Origin of the sequence: Pseudoalteromonas sp. SG43-7, assembly GCF_014164295.1 — a bacterium.
GTDB lineage: Bacteria > Pseudomonadota > Gammaproteobacteria > Enterobacterales > Alteromonadaceae > Pseudoalteromonas > Pseudoalteromonas rhizosphaerae.
On sequence record NZ_JACJEY010000077.1, the window covers coordinates 1 to 15480 of the forward strand.

Annotated in this window: 15 protein-coding genes; 3 read left to right on the plus strand and 12 right to left on the minus strand. The window is 38.2% G+C overall.

Annotated features, from left to right (window positions below; all coding sequences use genetic code 11):
• Nucleotides 1–259: 259 nt before the first annotated feature.
• The 5 genes from gap to glk all read right to left on the minus strand — a co-directional run bounded on the left by gap (nt 260) and on the right by glk (nt 6314).
• Complete coding sequence (gap, locus tag H5200_RS21345) at nt 260–1264, minus strand: type I glyceraldehyde-3-phosphate dehydrogenase (RefSeq protein ID WP_182762547.1); 1005 nt, start codon at nt 1262–1264, stop codon at nt 260–262.
• 18 nt (nt 1265–1282) lie between these two features.
• On the minus strand, nt 1283–1903 hold the full coding sequence (eda, locus tag H5200_RS21350; RefSeq protein WP_145233470.1) for a bifunctional 4-hydroxy-2-oxoglutarate aldolase/2-dehydro-3-deoxy-phosphogluconate aldolase: 621 nt from the start codon (nt 1901–1903) through the stop codon (nt 1283–1285).
• 32 nt (nt 1904–1935) lie between these two features.
• Nucleotides 1936–3786, minus strand: coding sequence for a phosphogluconate dehydratase (gene edd, locus H5200_RS21355; RefSeq protein ID WP_182740833.1), 1851 nt, complete (start codon nt 3784–3786; stop codon nt 1936–1938).
• Between the two features lie 480 nt (nt 3787–4266).
• Nucleotides 4267–5280, minus strand: a complete 1014-nt coding sequence (locus H5200_RS21360) for a LacI family DNA-binding transcriptional regulator (RefSeq protein WP_145233466.1) — start codon at nt 5278–5280, stop codon at nt 4267–4269.
• Nucleotides 5281–5315: 35 nt separating this feature from the next.
• The gene (glk, locus tag H5200_RS21365; protein ID WP_145233464.1) at nt 5316–6314 is read right to left on the minus strand and encodes a glucokinase; all 999 of its coding nucleotides are present in this window, start codon (nt 6312–6314) and stop codon (nt 5316–5318) included.
• 340 nt (nt 6315–6654) lie between these two features.
• On the opposite strand from glk, the gene H5200_RS21370 reads away from it, so the two are divergent.
• Both H5200_RS21370 and H5200_RS21375 read left to right on the plus strand, forming a co-directional pair.
• Entirely contained in the window at nt 6655–7671 is a 1017-nt protein-coding gene (locus H5200_RS21370; protein WP_149982408.1) for a LacI family DNA-binding transcriptional regulator, read from the plus strand.
• Nucleotides 7672–7895: 224 nt separating this feature from the next.
• A complete protein-coding gene (locus H5200_RS21375) occupies nt 7896–8528 on the plus strand; it encodes a trimeric intracellular cation channel family protein (protein WP_182762549.1) in 633 nt (210 codons plus the stop codon).
• A gap of 266 nt (nt 8529–8794) precedes the next feature.
• Here H5200_RS21375 and H5200_RS21380 read toward each other — a convergent pair whose 3' ends face one another.
• A complete protein-coding gene (locus tag H5200_RS21380; RefSeq protein WP_182762551.1) occupies nt 8795–9649 on the minus strand; it encodes a CPBP family intramembrane glutamic endopeptidase in 855 nt (284 codons plus the stop codon).
• A 340-nt stretch (nt 9650–9989) separates the two neighbouring features.
• The gene (locus H5200_RS21385; RefSeq protein WP_149982410.1) at nt 9990–10310 is read right to left on the minus strand and encodes a DUF2834 domain-containing protein; all 321 of its coding nucleotides are present in this window, start codon (nt 10308–10310) and stop codon (nt 9990–9992) included.
• 362 nt (nt 10311–10672) lie between these two features.
• On the opposite strand from H5200_RS21385, the gene H5200_RS21390 reads away from it, so the two are divergent.
• Nucleotides 10673–11440: a hypothetical protein gene (locus tag H5200_RS21390; RefSeq protein WP_182719543.1), complete on the plus strand. Its 768-nt coding sequence runs from the start codon at nt 10673–10675 to the stop codon at nt 11438–11440.
• 251 nt (nt 11441–11691) lie between these two features.
• On the opposite strand, the gene H5200_RS21395 is transcribed toward H5200_RS21390, so the two are convergent.
• The 5 genes from H5200_RS21395 to H5200_RS21420 form a co-directional block, all read right to left on the minus strand.
• Nucleotides 11692–11919 (minus strand): hypothetical protein, encoded by a 228-nt coding sequence (locus H5200_RS21395; RefSeq protein WP_149982412.1) that lies wholly within the window; start codon nt 11917–11919, stop codon nt 11692–11694.
• A 200-nt stretch (nt 11920–12119) separates the two neighbouring features.
• Complete coding sequence (locus tag H5200_RS21400) at nt 12120–12533, minus strand: hypothetical protein (protein WP_182719544.1); 414 nt, start codon at nt 12531–12533, stop codon at nt 12120–12122.
• Nucleotides 12534–12808: 275 nt separating this feature from the next.
• Entirely contained in the window at nt 12809–13186 is a 378-nt protein-coding gene (locus H5200_RS21405; RefSeq protein WP_149982414.1) for a VOC family protein, read from the minus strand.
• 59 nt (nt 13187–13245) lie between these two features.
• Nucleotides 13246–13626: a hypothetical protein gene (locus H5200_RS21410; RefSeq protein WP_149982415.1), complete on the minus strand. Its 381-nt coding sequence runs from the start codon at nt 13624–13626 to the stop codon at nt 13246–13248.
• Between the two features lie 297 nt (nt 13627–13923).
• Nucleotides 13924–14379 (minus strand): hypothetical protein, encoded by a 456-nt coding sequence (locus H5200_RS21420; RefSeq protein ID WP_182762553.1) that lies wholly within the window; start codon nt 14377–14379, stop codon nt 13924–13926.
• Nucleotides 14380–15480 lie beyond the last annotated feature (1101 nt).

A 15480-nucleotide genomic window follows, 5' to 3' on the forward strand; every position in this document is an offset into this window, starting at 1 on the left:
CGTGTTAAGTTACTGACCATTTATAGCGACAGATAAATACAGTGATAACAAGGCGTAAATTTTGACATGTAGTTGTTCTACTTGAAAAAATTATAACGCAGTTAGCGCTTTATTTAGCTCGCTAGCATGGTTAAGTATTTAAGTCGATTGGTACTAAAACAGCTCGCAGAATACCATATCTACAGCCCAGCGCTAGACACAAAAAAGCCGCGATAGTCGCGGCTTGGTTGGATAAAGCTAAATTTTTACGTGGTACTTATTACAAGTACTGACCTAACGCTTTAACTTGGTCTAACATGCGGTTTGAGAAACCCCATTCGTTATCGTACCAAGCCATCACTTTAACTAGTTGGCCATCAGCTTTCGTTTGCGTAGAATCAAAGATTGACGACGCTGGGTTATGGTTAAAGTCAATAGAAACAAGCGGTAACTCGTTGTATTGTAAAATATCTTTCATCGACCCAACAGATGCTGCTTTCATAATTTCATTGATTTCTGTAGCCGTTGTTTCACGCTTAGTAATAAACGTAAAATCAACCAGTGATACATTAATTGTAGGTACACGTACTGACATACCATCAAGTTTACCAGCAAGCTCAGGTAACACTAAACCAACTGCTTTAGCAGCACCGGTTTTAGTTGGGATCATTGACTGCGTTGCACTTCGTGCACGATACAGATCAGGATGATAAACATCTGACAAGTTTTGGTCATTAGTGTAGGCATGGATTGTCGTCATGCTACCTTGCTCAATACCGACTGTATCGTTAATTGCTTTGGCAATTGGTGCTAAACAGTTAGTTGTACATGAAGCATTAGAAATAATGTTGCTATCTGCAGTGATCACATCACTGTTTACACCGTGAACAACAGTTGCATCTAAATCAGTACCAGGGGCTGAAACGATTACTTTTTTCGCGCCCGCTGTAATATGCTTTGCAGCATCTTCACGCTTAGTGAAAAAACCCGTACATTCTAAAACGATATCAACGTTTAATGCTTTCCATGGAAGGTTAGCAGGGTCGCGTTCTTGGGTAAGAGTAATAACGTCGTCGCCAATCAACATGGTGTTATCAGCAAGTGTGACTTTATGAGAAAATTGCCCATGCACTGAATCATATTGTGTTAAATGTGCATTAACATTAGCCGGTGCTAAGTCGTTAATTGCGACAATTTTAATTTCATTATTTTGTGCAGACTCATAAAGCGCGCGTAAAACATTGCGACCGATACGGCCATAGCCATTAATTGCTACATTAATCATTTCAAAACTCCACTTAAATTATTTAACTTCACTTGCTTGGCGAGCAAGCGCTTCAATGGCTTGCCAGTCTTTATTTTCAATTAGTTGTTTATCTAGCATCCAGGTACCACCAACACAAATAACATTGCTAAGTGCTAAATAACTAGGTGCTGTTGCTAGGCTAATGCCACCGGTTGGACAAAATGTTACTTGTGGTAATGGCCCACCAATCGATTTAAGCATTGCTGTTCCACCTGCAGCTTCTGCTGGGAAGAACTTTAAAAACTTAAATCCGTGACTGGCTAATTTCATCACTTCACTTGGCGTTGCGGCGCCCGGTAGAAATGGAATATCAGTGCCTTTTGCCAGTGCTAAAAGTTCATCATTTACGCCTGGGCTCACCATAAAATCAGCACCTGCGGCAACTGATGCATCAAAGCTTGCTTTATCTACCACAGTCCCGGTGCCAACATAGGCTTCTGGTACTTCGGCTTTCATTAGCTTTACAGCTTCTGCAGCAATCGGTGTACGTAGTGTAATTTCAAGTGCTTTTAGACCGCCGTTATACAGCGCTCTTGCTAGTGGCGCTGCATCTTCTAAATTATCAATTACCACCACTGGCACTACCGGTGCCGATGATAATATTTTTTCTATGCTCATAGTGTGTTCCTCATACCCAGTTTGGCGAATTATTATTCTATTCCAAAGGCGCTAGCGCCCATGTCTGCGCTACTTACGATATTTCTAAATCCGGTGAACAACTCTCGGCCCGTACCAAACGTTAAGCTAGGTACGCTAAGTTGTAATTCACGTTGTGCTAATTCTTCATCACTTACATGTACTTTTAAGATACCTGCTGGTGCATCAAGAGTAATTAAATCACCTTCCTGAATCTTAGCAATAATGCCGCCTTCAACCGCCTCTGGTGCTAAGTGGATTGCCGCTGGCACTTTACCTGATGCGCCTGACATACGACCGTCAGTTACGATCGCTACTTTGTAACCTTCATCTTGCAAGGTTGCCATTACTGGCGTGAGCTTATGCAGCTCAGGCATACCTTTGGCTTTTGGACCTTGCTCTTTTAGCACAGCAATAAAGTCTTGGTTTAACTCACCGCGTGTATAGGCTTCTTGTAATGCACTTTGTGAAGCAAATACTTTTGCTGGTGCTGTAACAACTTGATGCTCAACCGCAACCGCAGACACTTTGATCACGGCTTTACCTAAGTTACCAGTTAGTAACTGTAAGCCACCTTGTTTACTGAATGGGTTGTCAATTGGACGAAGTACATCTTCGTCTAATGAATTCTCTGGACACGGTACCCATTTAACTTTGCTTGGGCCTGTTGCGCTCGTCATGATCAGGTTACTGTCAGTATCTAAACGTGGTTCTTGGGTATACGCCTCGAGACCTTCGCCAACAATGGTTTTAACGTCATTGTGCAAGAACCCTGCATCAACGAGTTCTCTCATAAGGAAACCCATGCCGCCGGCTGCTTGGAAATGATTTACATCAGCAGAACCATTTGGATAAATACGTGTTAGCAGTGGCACCACTTCTGATAAATCCGACATATCTTTCCATGTCAGCTCAACGCCTGCCGCTTTGGCAATTGCCACTAAGTGAATTGCATGATTCGTAGAGCCACCGGTTGCTAACAAACCAACTAAACCATTAATAATGGTTTTTTCAGTTACAACATCCGCTAAGCAATTGGCATCTTTACTTTGAATCAATTGTTTAAGCATGGTTTCTACCGCATTACCGGTTAAACCATCACGCAACTCTGTATATGGATTGATGAACGAGCTACCAGGAAGGTGCAAGCCCATAATTTCCATCAACATTTGGTTACTGTTTGCAGTACCGTAAAACGTACAAGTACCCGCGCTGTGATAAGACGCACTCTCCGCTTCTAAAAGCTCATCACGGCTTACTAAGCCTTGAGCAAACTTTTGACGAATACGGGCTTTTTCTTTATTTGGAATGCCTGACTGCATCGGGCCTGCTGGCAAAAAGTACACCGGTAGATGACCAAATGATAAAGCACCAATTAATAGACCAGGGACAATTTTGTCACACACACCTAAGCAAAATACGCCATCAAACACATCGTGTGATAATGAAATAGCTGTCGACATCGCAATTACATCACGAGAAAAAAGCGATAACTCCATGCCATCACGGCCCTGAGTTACGCCATCACACATGGCTGGCACGCCGCCTGCAACTTGAGCTGTGGCATCGTACTTTGTAGCAATGTCTTTAATTAAATCTGGATAATCTTTGTATGGCACGTGCGCAGATAGCATATCGTTATATGAATTGATAATCGCTAAGTTTGGCTGCTCATCAGCTTTTAAACGTGCTTTATCGTCACTGCTACACGCAGCCATAACATGGGCGATATTGCCACAACCTAAACCAGAACGAACTCTTGTTTGTTTTTTTGCATGATTGATGCGTTCTAAATAGGCTTGGCGAGTAGCTTTACTGCGTTCAATGACGCGTTCGGTGACTTCTTGAATACGAGGATGTAACATAAAATTCGACTCATCTCTAAGGTTAGAGGATAAAGGCTCAGTGGCAAGTGCATACTCCACGAATGAACTTGCACTGAGCATCTTTGATTTACCCGTTCAAAGGTATACGTTGGCAGGTTGTCTCTCACAATCAACCTGACACCGGTGTCACTGTATTAACGCATGACTGTGACACCGGTGTCAACCCTATCCTATAAATTTAGTTTAAATATTTTAAATGACCAAATAATGAACGAAAATAATTTTTCATTAGGGGATCTAGCTTGGTCGCTAAATTGTGTTGCTGGAGTGCTAGAAAATGTGAGGAGTTTTTACTTTAATTTATTGATTATAATATCTTTTTATAATCTAAATGATATCAATCGTAAGTACCTATGAGCGGATAAAAAAACCCAGATAGCAACAACATGCAGACTGCTTTGTTAAGCAAAAAAATGCCCGAGTAAGCGTCACTCAAACTCGGGCAACTGTGAAAAGCCTTTATCTAACTTGTGCGGTAGACTCGCGTGTGATTAATCGCGCTTCAAGCGTAACCTGATACGGTTGCTCTTGCGGATCACCAATATGCTCAATCAGTTTAGTAACCGCTTGTTTGGTCATTTCTTCAACCGGTTGCGCTATGGTAGTAAGACCAGGCCAAATATGACGAGCAATTGGCGCATTATCAAAACCCGCGATAGAAATATCATCGGGTACTTTAAATTGACGTTGTGTTGCCAATTTTAATACCGCCGCAGCCATGTAATCATTTGATGCAAATACGGCGGTTGGACGTGGGGTTAAATCTAAAATGCTGCGCGCACTATCGACCCCAGAATGATAACTAAAGTTACCCTCTTCAACCAAACGTTCATTAAATTCAATGCCGTGCGTACTAAGCGCTCTGCGATAACCTTTGAAACGCTGCTCAGTGGCACTGTGATCTGGGTGGCCTTTAATAAACGCGATCGCTTTATGGCCAAGCTTAATTAAGTGCTCAGTGATCTCAAATGCGCCCTGCTCATCATTACTGCGTACTGAAATTGAATCGTCTTCAAGCACTGCTGATGCAACTCGTGCATACGGAATTTTTTTACTTTTGAGAAAATCGACTAATACCTTAAAATCTGAAAATGGCGGCGTCAATACCAAGCCATCAAGACGAGAAGATTGTAGTAAATGCTCAATATTACTGATCAACGCATCACCACGTAAATCACATGGGTGGATCAACAAGTTATAGTTGTTTTCTTGACACGCAGCAAGCGCACCAGTTTGCACCCGAGTGATATAACTTTTACTCGGGTTATCGTAAATGCAACCAATAATAAAACTACGATTTTGCGCCAAACCTCTGGCGATCGGGTTAGGAGTGTAATCTAGCTCTTTAAAAACCTTAAGAACTTTTTCACGGGTTGCATCACTAACATTAGGTTCATTATTTAAAACCCGAGACACGGTTTTTTTAGAGACCCCGGCATAACTTGCAACACTATTTATTGTAACTTTCTTCATCCAACCTTCCCAATAACACCCCTATGAGCGATGTATTATGACTGCTCATTGACGTGCAAACATGCAGCAGCACCAATAAGTGGAATATTATCTTGTGTGACTAACGTCACTGGTATTTGGCTCACATACTGCGACATGATCCCTTTAGCACCAAAACGCTCAACAAAACGACTAGCAAGTAAACGAGCTTGCATACGCGGTAAAATACCGCCACCAATATACACACCACCTAACGCACCAAATGCCAGTGCTAAATCGCCTGCGACACTGCCAATCCAATCACAAAATTGATTTAACGTAGCATCGCAAATGGCACATTCACCACTATTTGCTAATTCGCTAATTTGCGCAGCGGTTAAATTCTTAGCATCGACACCTTTTACAGCCGCCATGGCTTGATACAAATGAGCAATACCCGGCCCTGAAAATACTGTTTCGACCGATACATGTGGCAATAGCTTACGTAACTCGATGATCAGCTGAGTATCTAATTCACTCACTGATGCCAATGTTATATGCCCACCTTCACAACTCAAAACAGCACGTGATTGGCTAGTACGCACTAAACACGCCGCACCAAAACCAGTGCCCGGACCCATGACTGCAATATTTGCATCAGTATCGGCTTGTCCTGCTTTAACTGCAATGTTTTGTTGTGGATCTAAATAAGGTGCTGCATAGGCAAACGCAGCAAAATCGTTGATCACTTCCAGTTGAGCTAAATTAAACTCAGCTTTTACTTGTTCGACACTAAAGTGCCAACCTAAATTAGTTAAATGTACTTGGCCTGCTTTTATCGGTCCAGCCACGGCTAAACACGCGCGTCGAGGTTGAATATGACTAACTTGAGATAAATAATGCGTTATTGCCGCTTCCAATGAACCAAAATTGGCACTGGGAAAAATGATATTATGCTCAATAACGAATTGTTTTTCTTGTAGGTTAAAAGCAGTAATTAAAGCAAAACGGGCATTAGTGCCGCCGATGTCGGCCACTAAGATAGGATCGAATTCTGAATTTGGCTTGGAGTTCATCGTGTTTTCTCTTTTGTCTAAGCGGTTTATATACTTAGCTATAACCGTGCTTATTATTGTAATTTCAATGGTCTTGCTATCGCTATGAGATAAACTTTGAGCTATCACCTCAAAGTAGTTACTCTAGTATAAAAAAATGCTGCCCAACTAAATGGGCAGCCAATACGTTTTGACAACAAAATGATAAAACACCCGCATTATGACACCGGTGTCAGGGTTGGATCAATAAAAATTTTAAATTACTGATAAATTACTGATAAATAGCTTGTAAAAATCAGCAAATAAACGAGAATAACACGAGTTATTTGCACTTTAGTTACTTGAAATAGTTAGGTTGTGTATGAAAGGTAAAGCTACATCGTTTGACATTGCACACTACGCAGGGGTATCACAATCCACTGTCTCGCGCGCCTTGCGCAACAGTCCATTGGTTAATGAAGAAACCCGCAAACGTGTTTTTGAGGTAGCCAAACAGCTTAACTATAAAGTCGACAAAAATGCGAGTAACCTTCGAACTCAACAAAGTAGTACATTGGCTTTGTTACTGTTTGAAGATCCCACAGCAGATGAATCACAAATCAATCCGTTCTTTTTAGCGATGCTCGGCAGCATAACGCGTGCTTGCGCAAAAGAAGGGTATGACTTATTGGTATCGTTTCAATCTGCAAGCTCAGATTGGCAAGCGGACTACGAAGACAGTCACCGTGCTGATGGTATTATTTTATTAGGTTATGGCGATTACATTGATTTTCAGCCTAAATTTAATACCTTGCTTGAACAAAACACCAAATTTGTTTGTTGGGGAGCAACGGTAGATAATCGTGCCGATTTAACAATTAGCTGTGATAACTATGGCGGCGGCCAACTTGCTGCTGAGCATTTATTGGCGCATAACCGAACTGATTGCGCATTTATTGGTGATGCATCTGATCATAGCCCTGAATTTTTTGCCCGTTTTAATGGCTTTAAAGACAAGTTAAAACAACATGCTATTACCTTAAGCGAGCGAAAAATAGCGAATGCGATTTCGACCGAAGAGTCTGGTTATCATGCCACACGTTCGCTTATTGCCAACAATATTACCTTTAATGCCCTTTTCGCTGCTAGCGATCTGATTGCTATAGGTGCAATACGCGCTTTAAAAGAAGCCAATATTAACGTGCCGAAAGATGTAGCCGTGATAGGTTTTGATAATATTTCGATTGCCAGCTATGTAAACCCGCCACTCACAACCATAGAGCAAAACACCACAATAGCAGGACAAATGCTAGTTGAAAACTTACTAAAACTAATTCGTGGTGAACAAGTACAAAGCACCCTACTAACACCGCGACTAATTGCACGAGGTTCCAGCTAACTACATATATTTTATTACATTATTTACGGTCTTTTGTCCTTATTTTTTTATAATTACACGCTAGGTCAACGTACTATTAACAGCCAATTCACACATTGATTTCACATTAGTTTTTTTTATCTGAAACTGAGCGTTTTTAGTGTAATTTCTCACTCGTCTTTTTATTAGTTTCTCTCTACAATCGCACTTTTATTTTTGCTCTTAAAAATTCAAGTGAATATCTTATGCTATTAACTATTGTTTATATTATTGGTATTACAGCCGAAGCCATGACCGGTGCGCTGAGTGCTGGGCGCAGAAACATGGATTGGTTTGGGGTTATGTTAGTAGCCAGTGCCACAGCAATTGGTGGTGGCAGCGTACGCGATATTTTACTTGGCAATTACCCTTTAACTTGGGTAAAACATCCAGAATATTTATTGATCACCTGCGTTGCCGGTATTATTACAACTTGGCTTGCAAAATGGGTGGTTAAATTTAAAGGCATTTTTATGCGTTTAGATGCCCTTGGGCTTGCCGCATTTAGTATTATTGGCTGCCAAGCGGGGCTTAATATGGGTTTGCACTATGGTATTTGTGTAGTCGCTGCTATTGTTACCGGCGTATTTGGTGGATTATTACGTGATTTAATTTGTCGCCAAGCGCCGCTAGTATTACATCATGAGCTTTACGCCAGCGTAGCGCTGATTGTAGCTTGTTTATATCTAGCACTACACCACTACAACATTGATGACAACATCAGCGTTATTACAAGCCTAGTTGTAGGGTATTTAATACGCATGGCATCGGTACGCTTCAAATGGCGCTTACCGACGTTTAGTTTATTAGAACCAGCTAATTTGAAAAATGAACAGTAAAGGCAGTCATTTATTAACCCCTGCTCATAAGCTTTTCAATAGTCCAATTACTTTTTAGGCTATTGAAACAGCCAAAAAATATTATTTTCATACGTTAAAACTAAATAGTTTTAACGGCTGTTTTATTTTGAAAGTAATTATTGAGTAATAAAGATTGTAATAAACTTGTACCACTTGATGTTGCCCAATATAAACCAATAGCAGAGGGGAAGTTTATTAAGGTAATACACAAATAACACCATCAGTACTTGATAGCATATAGTTATTTAATAAGAGGGTGTTGCAAGCATAGGGTAAGTAAATAAGAAAAAGTGAAACACATTAACGAGCCAATGGCATAAAATAGCCCACTCTAAACGCTGAGTTTTATAAAAAATGTATCCATAGCCAAAACCTGCAACAGCTGCCACTAGCATGTAACTAGCTCCAGCTGAAAAGTGTGCGAGTGAAAATAAACCAGTAGAGATCACAGGCGCTAGTAATGCAAACCGAGCCGAGGTTATCACTTTCGAAAGCTTAGTTTGTATTATCCCTCTAAATAACGCCTCTTCTGCAACGCAGGTAAAAAATAGATTAATTGCTATAAATAAAAACCAAAATTCGGGTACTTTAGGTGCAAACTCCATAAGGCCCAATATTAAAGCAGTGATGAGTGCAGCTAAAATCGTGATGGCAATAATCGAAAGTGGATGCCCTACCCTTATTGGTTTTAGCGTTTTATTTTTTGTAAAAAAATAAGCGCTCAGCATCAAACCCGCTAATGCTTTATCGAAATTAGCATACAGGGTAAATGCAATCGCATTGCTAGTAAGCTGTTCATTAACAACAATAGGCTGGTTATTAAAACCGGGGAACCAATGTAAGGCTAAACCAAGTGAGGCTATTACAAACAAAGGCGTTAAGATACTGCGTATTAACGCAGAGGTTGCAGATACCGAAAAGTGCAATAAGCCTAAATAAAACACAATAACAACAACTGCGTATAAGTTTATATATTCCTGATGATAGGCAGTTATAACACTTAGCAGCAGCAAGTATTGCCAAATTGGTTGGCGCAAAATTACTATCTTACAAAATGGAAAAACGCATAAAATAGATAGCGCTAGGAAACAAAAAGCCATGAATGTGTAATCTTATGTTTTAGATTTTAAAAAGGCTTTTTACTTTAATTAACGCCTTTTTCAGATCCGACCAGTTGTATGGTATTTATAAAAGTAAAAAAGCTCTGTCTGCTTTTTACATTTAATATTCATAATACAAAGCTCTATAAATGGTATTAGTATCTAAATAAATAACACCATTGAAGTACCAATAGCGCTAAAAATAGGGCTAACACCAGTAACTACGTCTCATTGCTTACATCTGGAAAATGATGGCGATTTTAAATTCAGTGCTAGTAAGTAGTAAAATGCGGAAAGCGCCAGATACTTGAAGATAGCTATTGACGCCATAACTTATTTGTTAGGGCTGTGATTCAAGGGACTGCTTTTCTTTGAGGTAAAGATAAAGTGGAAGCCCAAACGACACACCCACAAACAACGTGCCCAGCACAGCAAAATATCGATATGTCACTTTATTTCTGCGACCATCGACAATGATAAAACCCAACAAAACAACTGCAGACACTACAACATCAAGCCAAGCAAATACGCTGATAGAATTTGTCACCGCGTCATTAAACAAGAGACCAAGATCTAAACCATTTGTAACTAGCCAAGGAACAAAGGCGCCATAAGGAAGTAAAATTCCTAATAAAGTAAGAACCAGATAAAACCTAACCATTTCACCATCCTTGCAACTGTTTTTAGTAAGCCCTAATGAATCTGTAGAATAACTCGTTTTTAATTTATTTTTATTATTGTATCAACCATAGCCGAATTCCTATTTTGATTCAATCGTTTAGTGATTAACGGCTTTTGAAGTGGTTAGTGTGATTTGGTGTTTTTTAATATGAACCAAATAATTACAACTCCAAACTACCTAGTGAAATAAGAGACGCCCATTAACTATCAAAGATATGACATAAATTATTAGTCTTTCAAAATACCCACCATAACAACTCTATTGCAAAAACCTTTAAAATAGTTAAAGTGTTGTTCCGTTTTTTTATAAAAACCCCTGATTAGCTATAAGGCTTATAAAAAATGAAAAAGATATGTGTGTTACTTATTTTACTCATCGCCAGTGTCGCTAAAGCCGATGACATTAGTCAATATAAGTTCTATGCAACAGACAACTTCAGAGATGATCAGCAACCGGAGTTTGCCGCTTATATAAAAAATGGCGCTCCTTGTATTCAGGTTAAAAACCTAACAACCCATAAAGAGGTCCGCTTTTGTCAGATCACCAAAGGCATTAATTTAGCTGATGATCCTAACATCTACCCTTTTGATATTAATTTTTCAGGTCACCGATTATATTTCTTTGTTGCTGCCTATTGGGCTGATCAAGCTTGTACTATAGAACTGTCAAATATGACGATTAGTTGTGAGCTAAAAAACAAACCCAAAAAGGAAGAAGACGTTAAAGCAGAGCACCAAAAAGCGGTAAAAAAGAATGAGGTTGTCATCCCTCCTGCTGTTAAACATATAGAGTTTGGCAATGTAAAAGAAGCAGAAGGTCTGTTTCGTCTTATTCTTAATAATTCTGAAATGAACCCATGTTTTACCATTGAGCATTACAGTACATCCCTATTTGATGGCCCAACAAACATTAAACATGTTTGTAGTGCCATAAATAAAACGGACGACTCAATCATTGATCTTATAGGAAAAGACGGCAACTGGTGGTTTGAAAACTTTAATTGGCAAGGTAATAACTTAGCATTTGAAATAAATGCTATGGGGGGTAATTATAAATGTGAATTACCATTACCATTTACCGAGCAATCTGAAGCCTTATGTGTAAGATAAATCACATATTTGTGCAATGTAATCGCCACTCGAAGATTATTGGTTATATTTTATCAGTTTAGAGAGCTCATTTTGAGTCCCATTAAGCTCAGCTTTTTATTTACTGCTTACCAAATATGCCCAAGATGCGCCCGTGTAAGTCAAAAGTTGGGCGCGCAATTCACATAAGCGATTTAAAAATTAACGAGACTATGAAGTTGTTTAACATTAAAAAACTGTACTACTATCATGTCTTTCATTGTGCTTTATTTTCAAGTGGTTGCTTCCCATTGCAACCAATCAAAATCATGTTCGAGCATTTCCTTATTAAAATCTAAAAATGTTGAGCCTTCATTTAATAAGAACTGTCTGCGCTCGTCATTTCTCATATAAGCAGTCCAGTAAGGCAAGTAATTGGGATTATCAATACCAAAAATCAGTTCAAAATCCACTACATTTTCCTGCATTTCATCAAGCATTTTATTAGTTAGCCTAGGCATTTTACACCTTCAATACGAAAACCATTTTAGACCCAACAAACAAATAGAAGTAGATGGGTTTGTTAATTTATAATTTTTCCGCCGACGCGACCTGAAATATTAGTAATTCCTATGGCGAAAGAACGATCCGTATACGTTGTTAGTTTTAAGAAGATGACCTCTTTCTTGTAACTTAACGTTAATCGATAAGCTTGGTTACCTTAAGAGACAAAGCCATTTAATTTTAATGTCTTTTCAAATTCTACAGCTCTTTTTAAATCATTAATTGATACTTCATAGAGATTGTCGGAATTAAAATTAAACTCAATTGTAAGGTTGGTAGTTCCTATATGCACATAAGTTTTATAGCCAAAACATTCACATTGGGCATTATATTCAATCCATTTTTTTGTGCCATTTAATACTATTGGCGGTGGGCACCATTGTTTAGGTTCTTCATTATGGACGGTATGACAAACGCCTAACCGTTCTAAATAATTTAACAACTGAGCTTCATTTTCTGCTTCAATAATAGCATTAAGTTCAAAACGGTCGTTATAGTGCCCACCTTTGGGACTTTTAATTTTAAAAATATTACACTTTTTAAGCTCAGTTTTAAACTCTTGAGAGTACATTGATATCCCATTAACCCTATTATTTATGAAGAAATTTTAGATAAATACAGCTCATAAAAAGTAGTTTCCCCACCTAGTTAAAAAGTGAAGGCTACATAAATGAAACTAACGAGCCTAAAAAATGACTCGTTTTAAATTTATTTTACTGCTGAACAACCATAATCAAATTAATCTTTTGATTCAATTTTTTACTAGTTTCTCCTTGGTTCGTCATTATAGTAATTAAGCATTTTTATGGAGCTAAGAACTCATTTTTTATTTACGATTTTATGCAATTATTTGATAGCATTAAAGAAACCCCAATTGCTAGTGTCTACCTCATTAGTATCATCAAAGCATTCAGATGTAATTTGAATCGTATTTCCATCAGAATCAAAGAACCTTGCTACATATCCACTTGGCTGACTCCAAACCATTTCAAATTTTACGCCAAGTGAAATAAGGCTATCGCAATAGGATAAAAAGTTAGTTTTTACTTCATAGCCGAAATAGCTCAATCCGGTAGGATTTCCGTGTGAATTTAATAGCCATATTCCGGCATTATCATTTTCAGGAAAGGTTAGAACACAGTCCAGATCCTTAAATTTTAAAGTCTTATGATAAAAATTAAATAGTCGGTCATAATCATCTGTAAATAAATATACGTTAACCATGAGTAATCTCTGTTTTTTGTAAGCCCAACTCGGATTCTAAATTTATGTTTAAGACCTTGTTAGACATTATTACAACTTAACCATATTTTATAATACAGCAAGGCAATACTAGCCTCCGTAATAACTGCCAGTAAAATACCTATACCAGCAAATCCACGTAAATATTCAACACTACCAAGAAAAGCCAATGCAAACATAGAAACGGAAAGACTCAAACATATAGCCTGCCTAGATTCTGAATGCTCAGCATTTCGGCCAAACCAACTAAACACTGATATTCCGAGAAATAACATTGCAGCCCTTCTACCGATAAAGAAAGCAGAGTTATTTTCATCAATATTAAACAACATAAATAATACTTCCGGAATAAGTATAAGAACCAAACACAAAGTGAATGCAATAGCTGCTGTAATTATGCTAACTACTTTAAATTTAATCATACTCCCCCTTGAATGCCAAACAAGGCTGTAGAGTAACTCCTACAGCCAAATTCAATTAAAAAATCGAGCTTCTGAATTAACTCTAAGCGTTTTTAAAGCATTAGGTAATGCATTTTGGAACCCATAAAACAAGCTGTTATTCTTAGAAAATAGTAATTCTACAGCCTCAACACCTTGTTAAGGTGTGAGGCATGCAATACCAAAGCGTCTGCATACCACCTTAACCACTAAACCGAACGCATAGTAAAAATGCAACACGTGCAGAATAACTCTTGAACAATTTGTTATGTTGAGATGCTAAGTAACACGCTCACAACTATCTAGCATCTTAACTGGTAATTGATTTTCAACTAGAAAATTGTAAAAGCGTAGATCTTCAATTAAGTCAGGAGAAGCTAATTCAAAATCTTGATAGGTCTGATTTTTAAAACGAAACCTTACTGTATGTTCAAACCTTTTCGTTTGTACATATAAAATTTCACTGATCTCGGTAATACTTATACGTGCACCCAATACAATCAAAACATCGCCATCAATCGCAACGGCCACTGACTTTTTTGGCTTTGACATAAAGTATTCACTTATCAAGGATAATGCACAAAACAAGGCGATATATCCAAGTTGCGTTAAAAATGCGGCTTTTGAGATTTCAACAAGATAGTAAGCAAACATGCCACAAAATAACGTTCTAGTGACAAAACTATGAAACAGCTTAACACTAGCTAACTTGTTTTGTTTTAATAAAATTTTCATAACTCCCTTCCCCAAAATAGTATTTCAAACATATAAATATTAGAATATTTATTGACACCAATCATGATTACTTAACGCAATGGTATCTGCACGTTTTATGAATTGGTGTTACGTTTAGAGTTTATTGTGCTTGTACTAAAACATACATACCAGAAAAAATTATGCTGATTTTTTCAACCATAAAAGGTGAAGGAGGATATGGATAACACTAAAAAATAGCGGACCTCCAATTATAAATAATTTATACCAGCTTAAACTTAAGCTAACAATTCCTCCTTGATAATTGCAGCTCAACCAATACACATAGAGCAAAGAAACGACGCCTAGAATTAGAAATATTAATCTTTTTTTTAGCGCTATATTCAACCCCCAACTTAAAGAAGTTAGAGCTAAATACCCCAAAAGCCCCCCAACCAATGGTAACAACCATTGCAAAGTAAAACTAAGTGGTACAAAGAAAATAGTTACAATACTTGTTAGGAAATAAAGTCCACCAATAATCATTAGAAAGGTAGTTGGCAACCAAGCGAACACTATTGTTAGTCCAATGAGTAGATTTCTTAGGAACATATTTTAACAGCCCAGTATGTTTATAATTTTGCATTGCGAGAGTAATCTTGACAAAATAAAAAGGACAGACATATATTTTGGTCAGAAGATTTAGCACCTCTCCCGTCGTGGGTAACCGTATCATTATTTTTTTGCACACTGTTAGTGTTAGTTACAGAACTTAGAGTTGAGTTGCTTGGAAAGAGAAAAATAAAAAGGACAGACACATATTTTGTGTCAGAAGATTTAGCACCTCTCCCGTCGTGGGTAACCGTATCATTATTTTTTTGCACACTGTTAGTGTTAGTTACAGAACTTAGAGTTGAGTTGCTTGGAAAGCAATTTTAGGAAAAAAAGGCAAAGCTAGGTCATCACTTTATTTAATATCGTGTTTTTTAAACAAACCAATCAAGATGCAACTGTTCATCCTGCGCCTTTGTACCATTTTACATCGTTGCTGGCGGCTTGCTGCTTTAACCGTTGTTTGCTGCCTGCAAAATTTGAGTACTGCTGCCTGAAACGTTGAATTGATTCAAGCCATTGCGCTTCTTC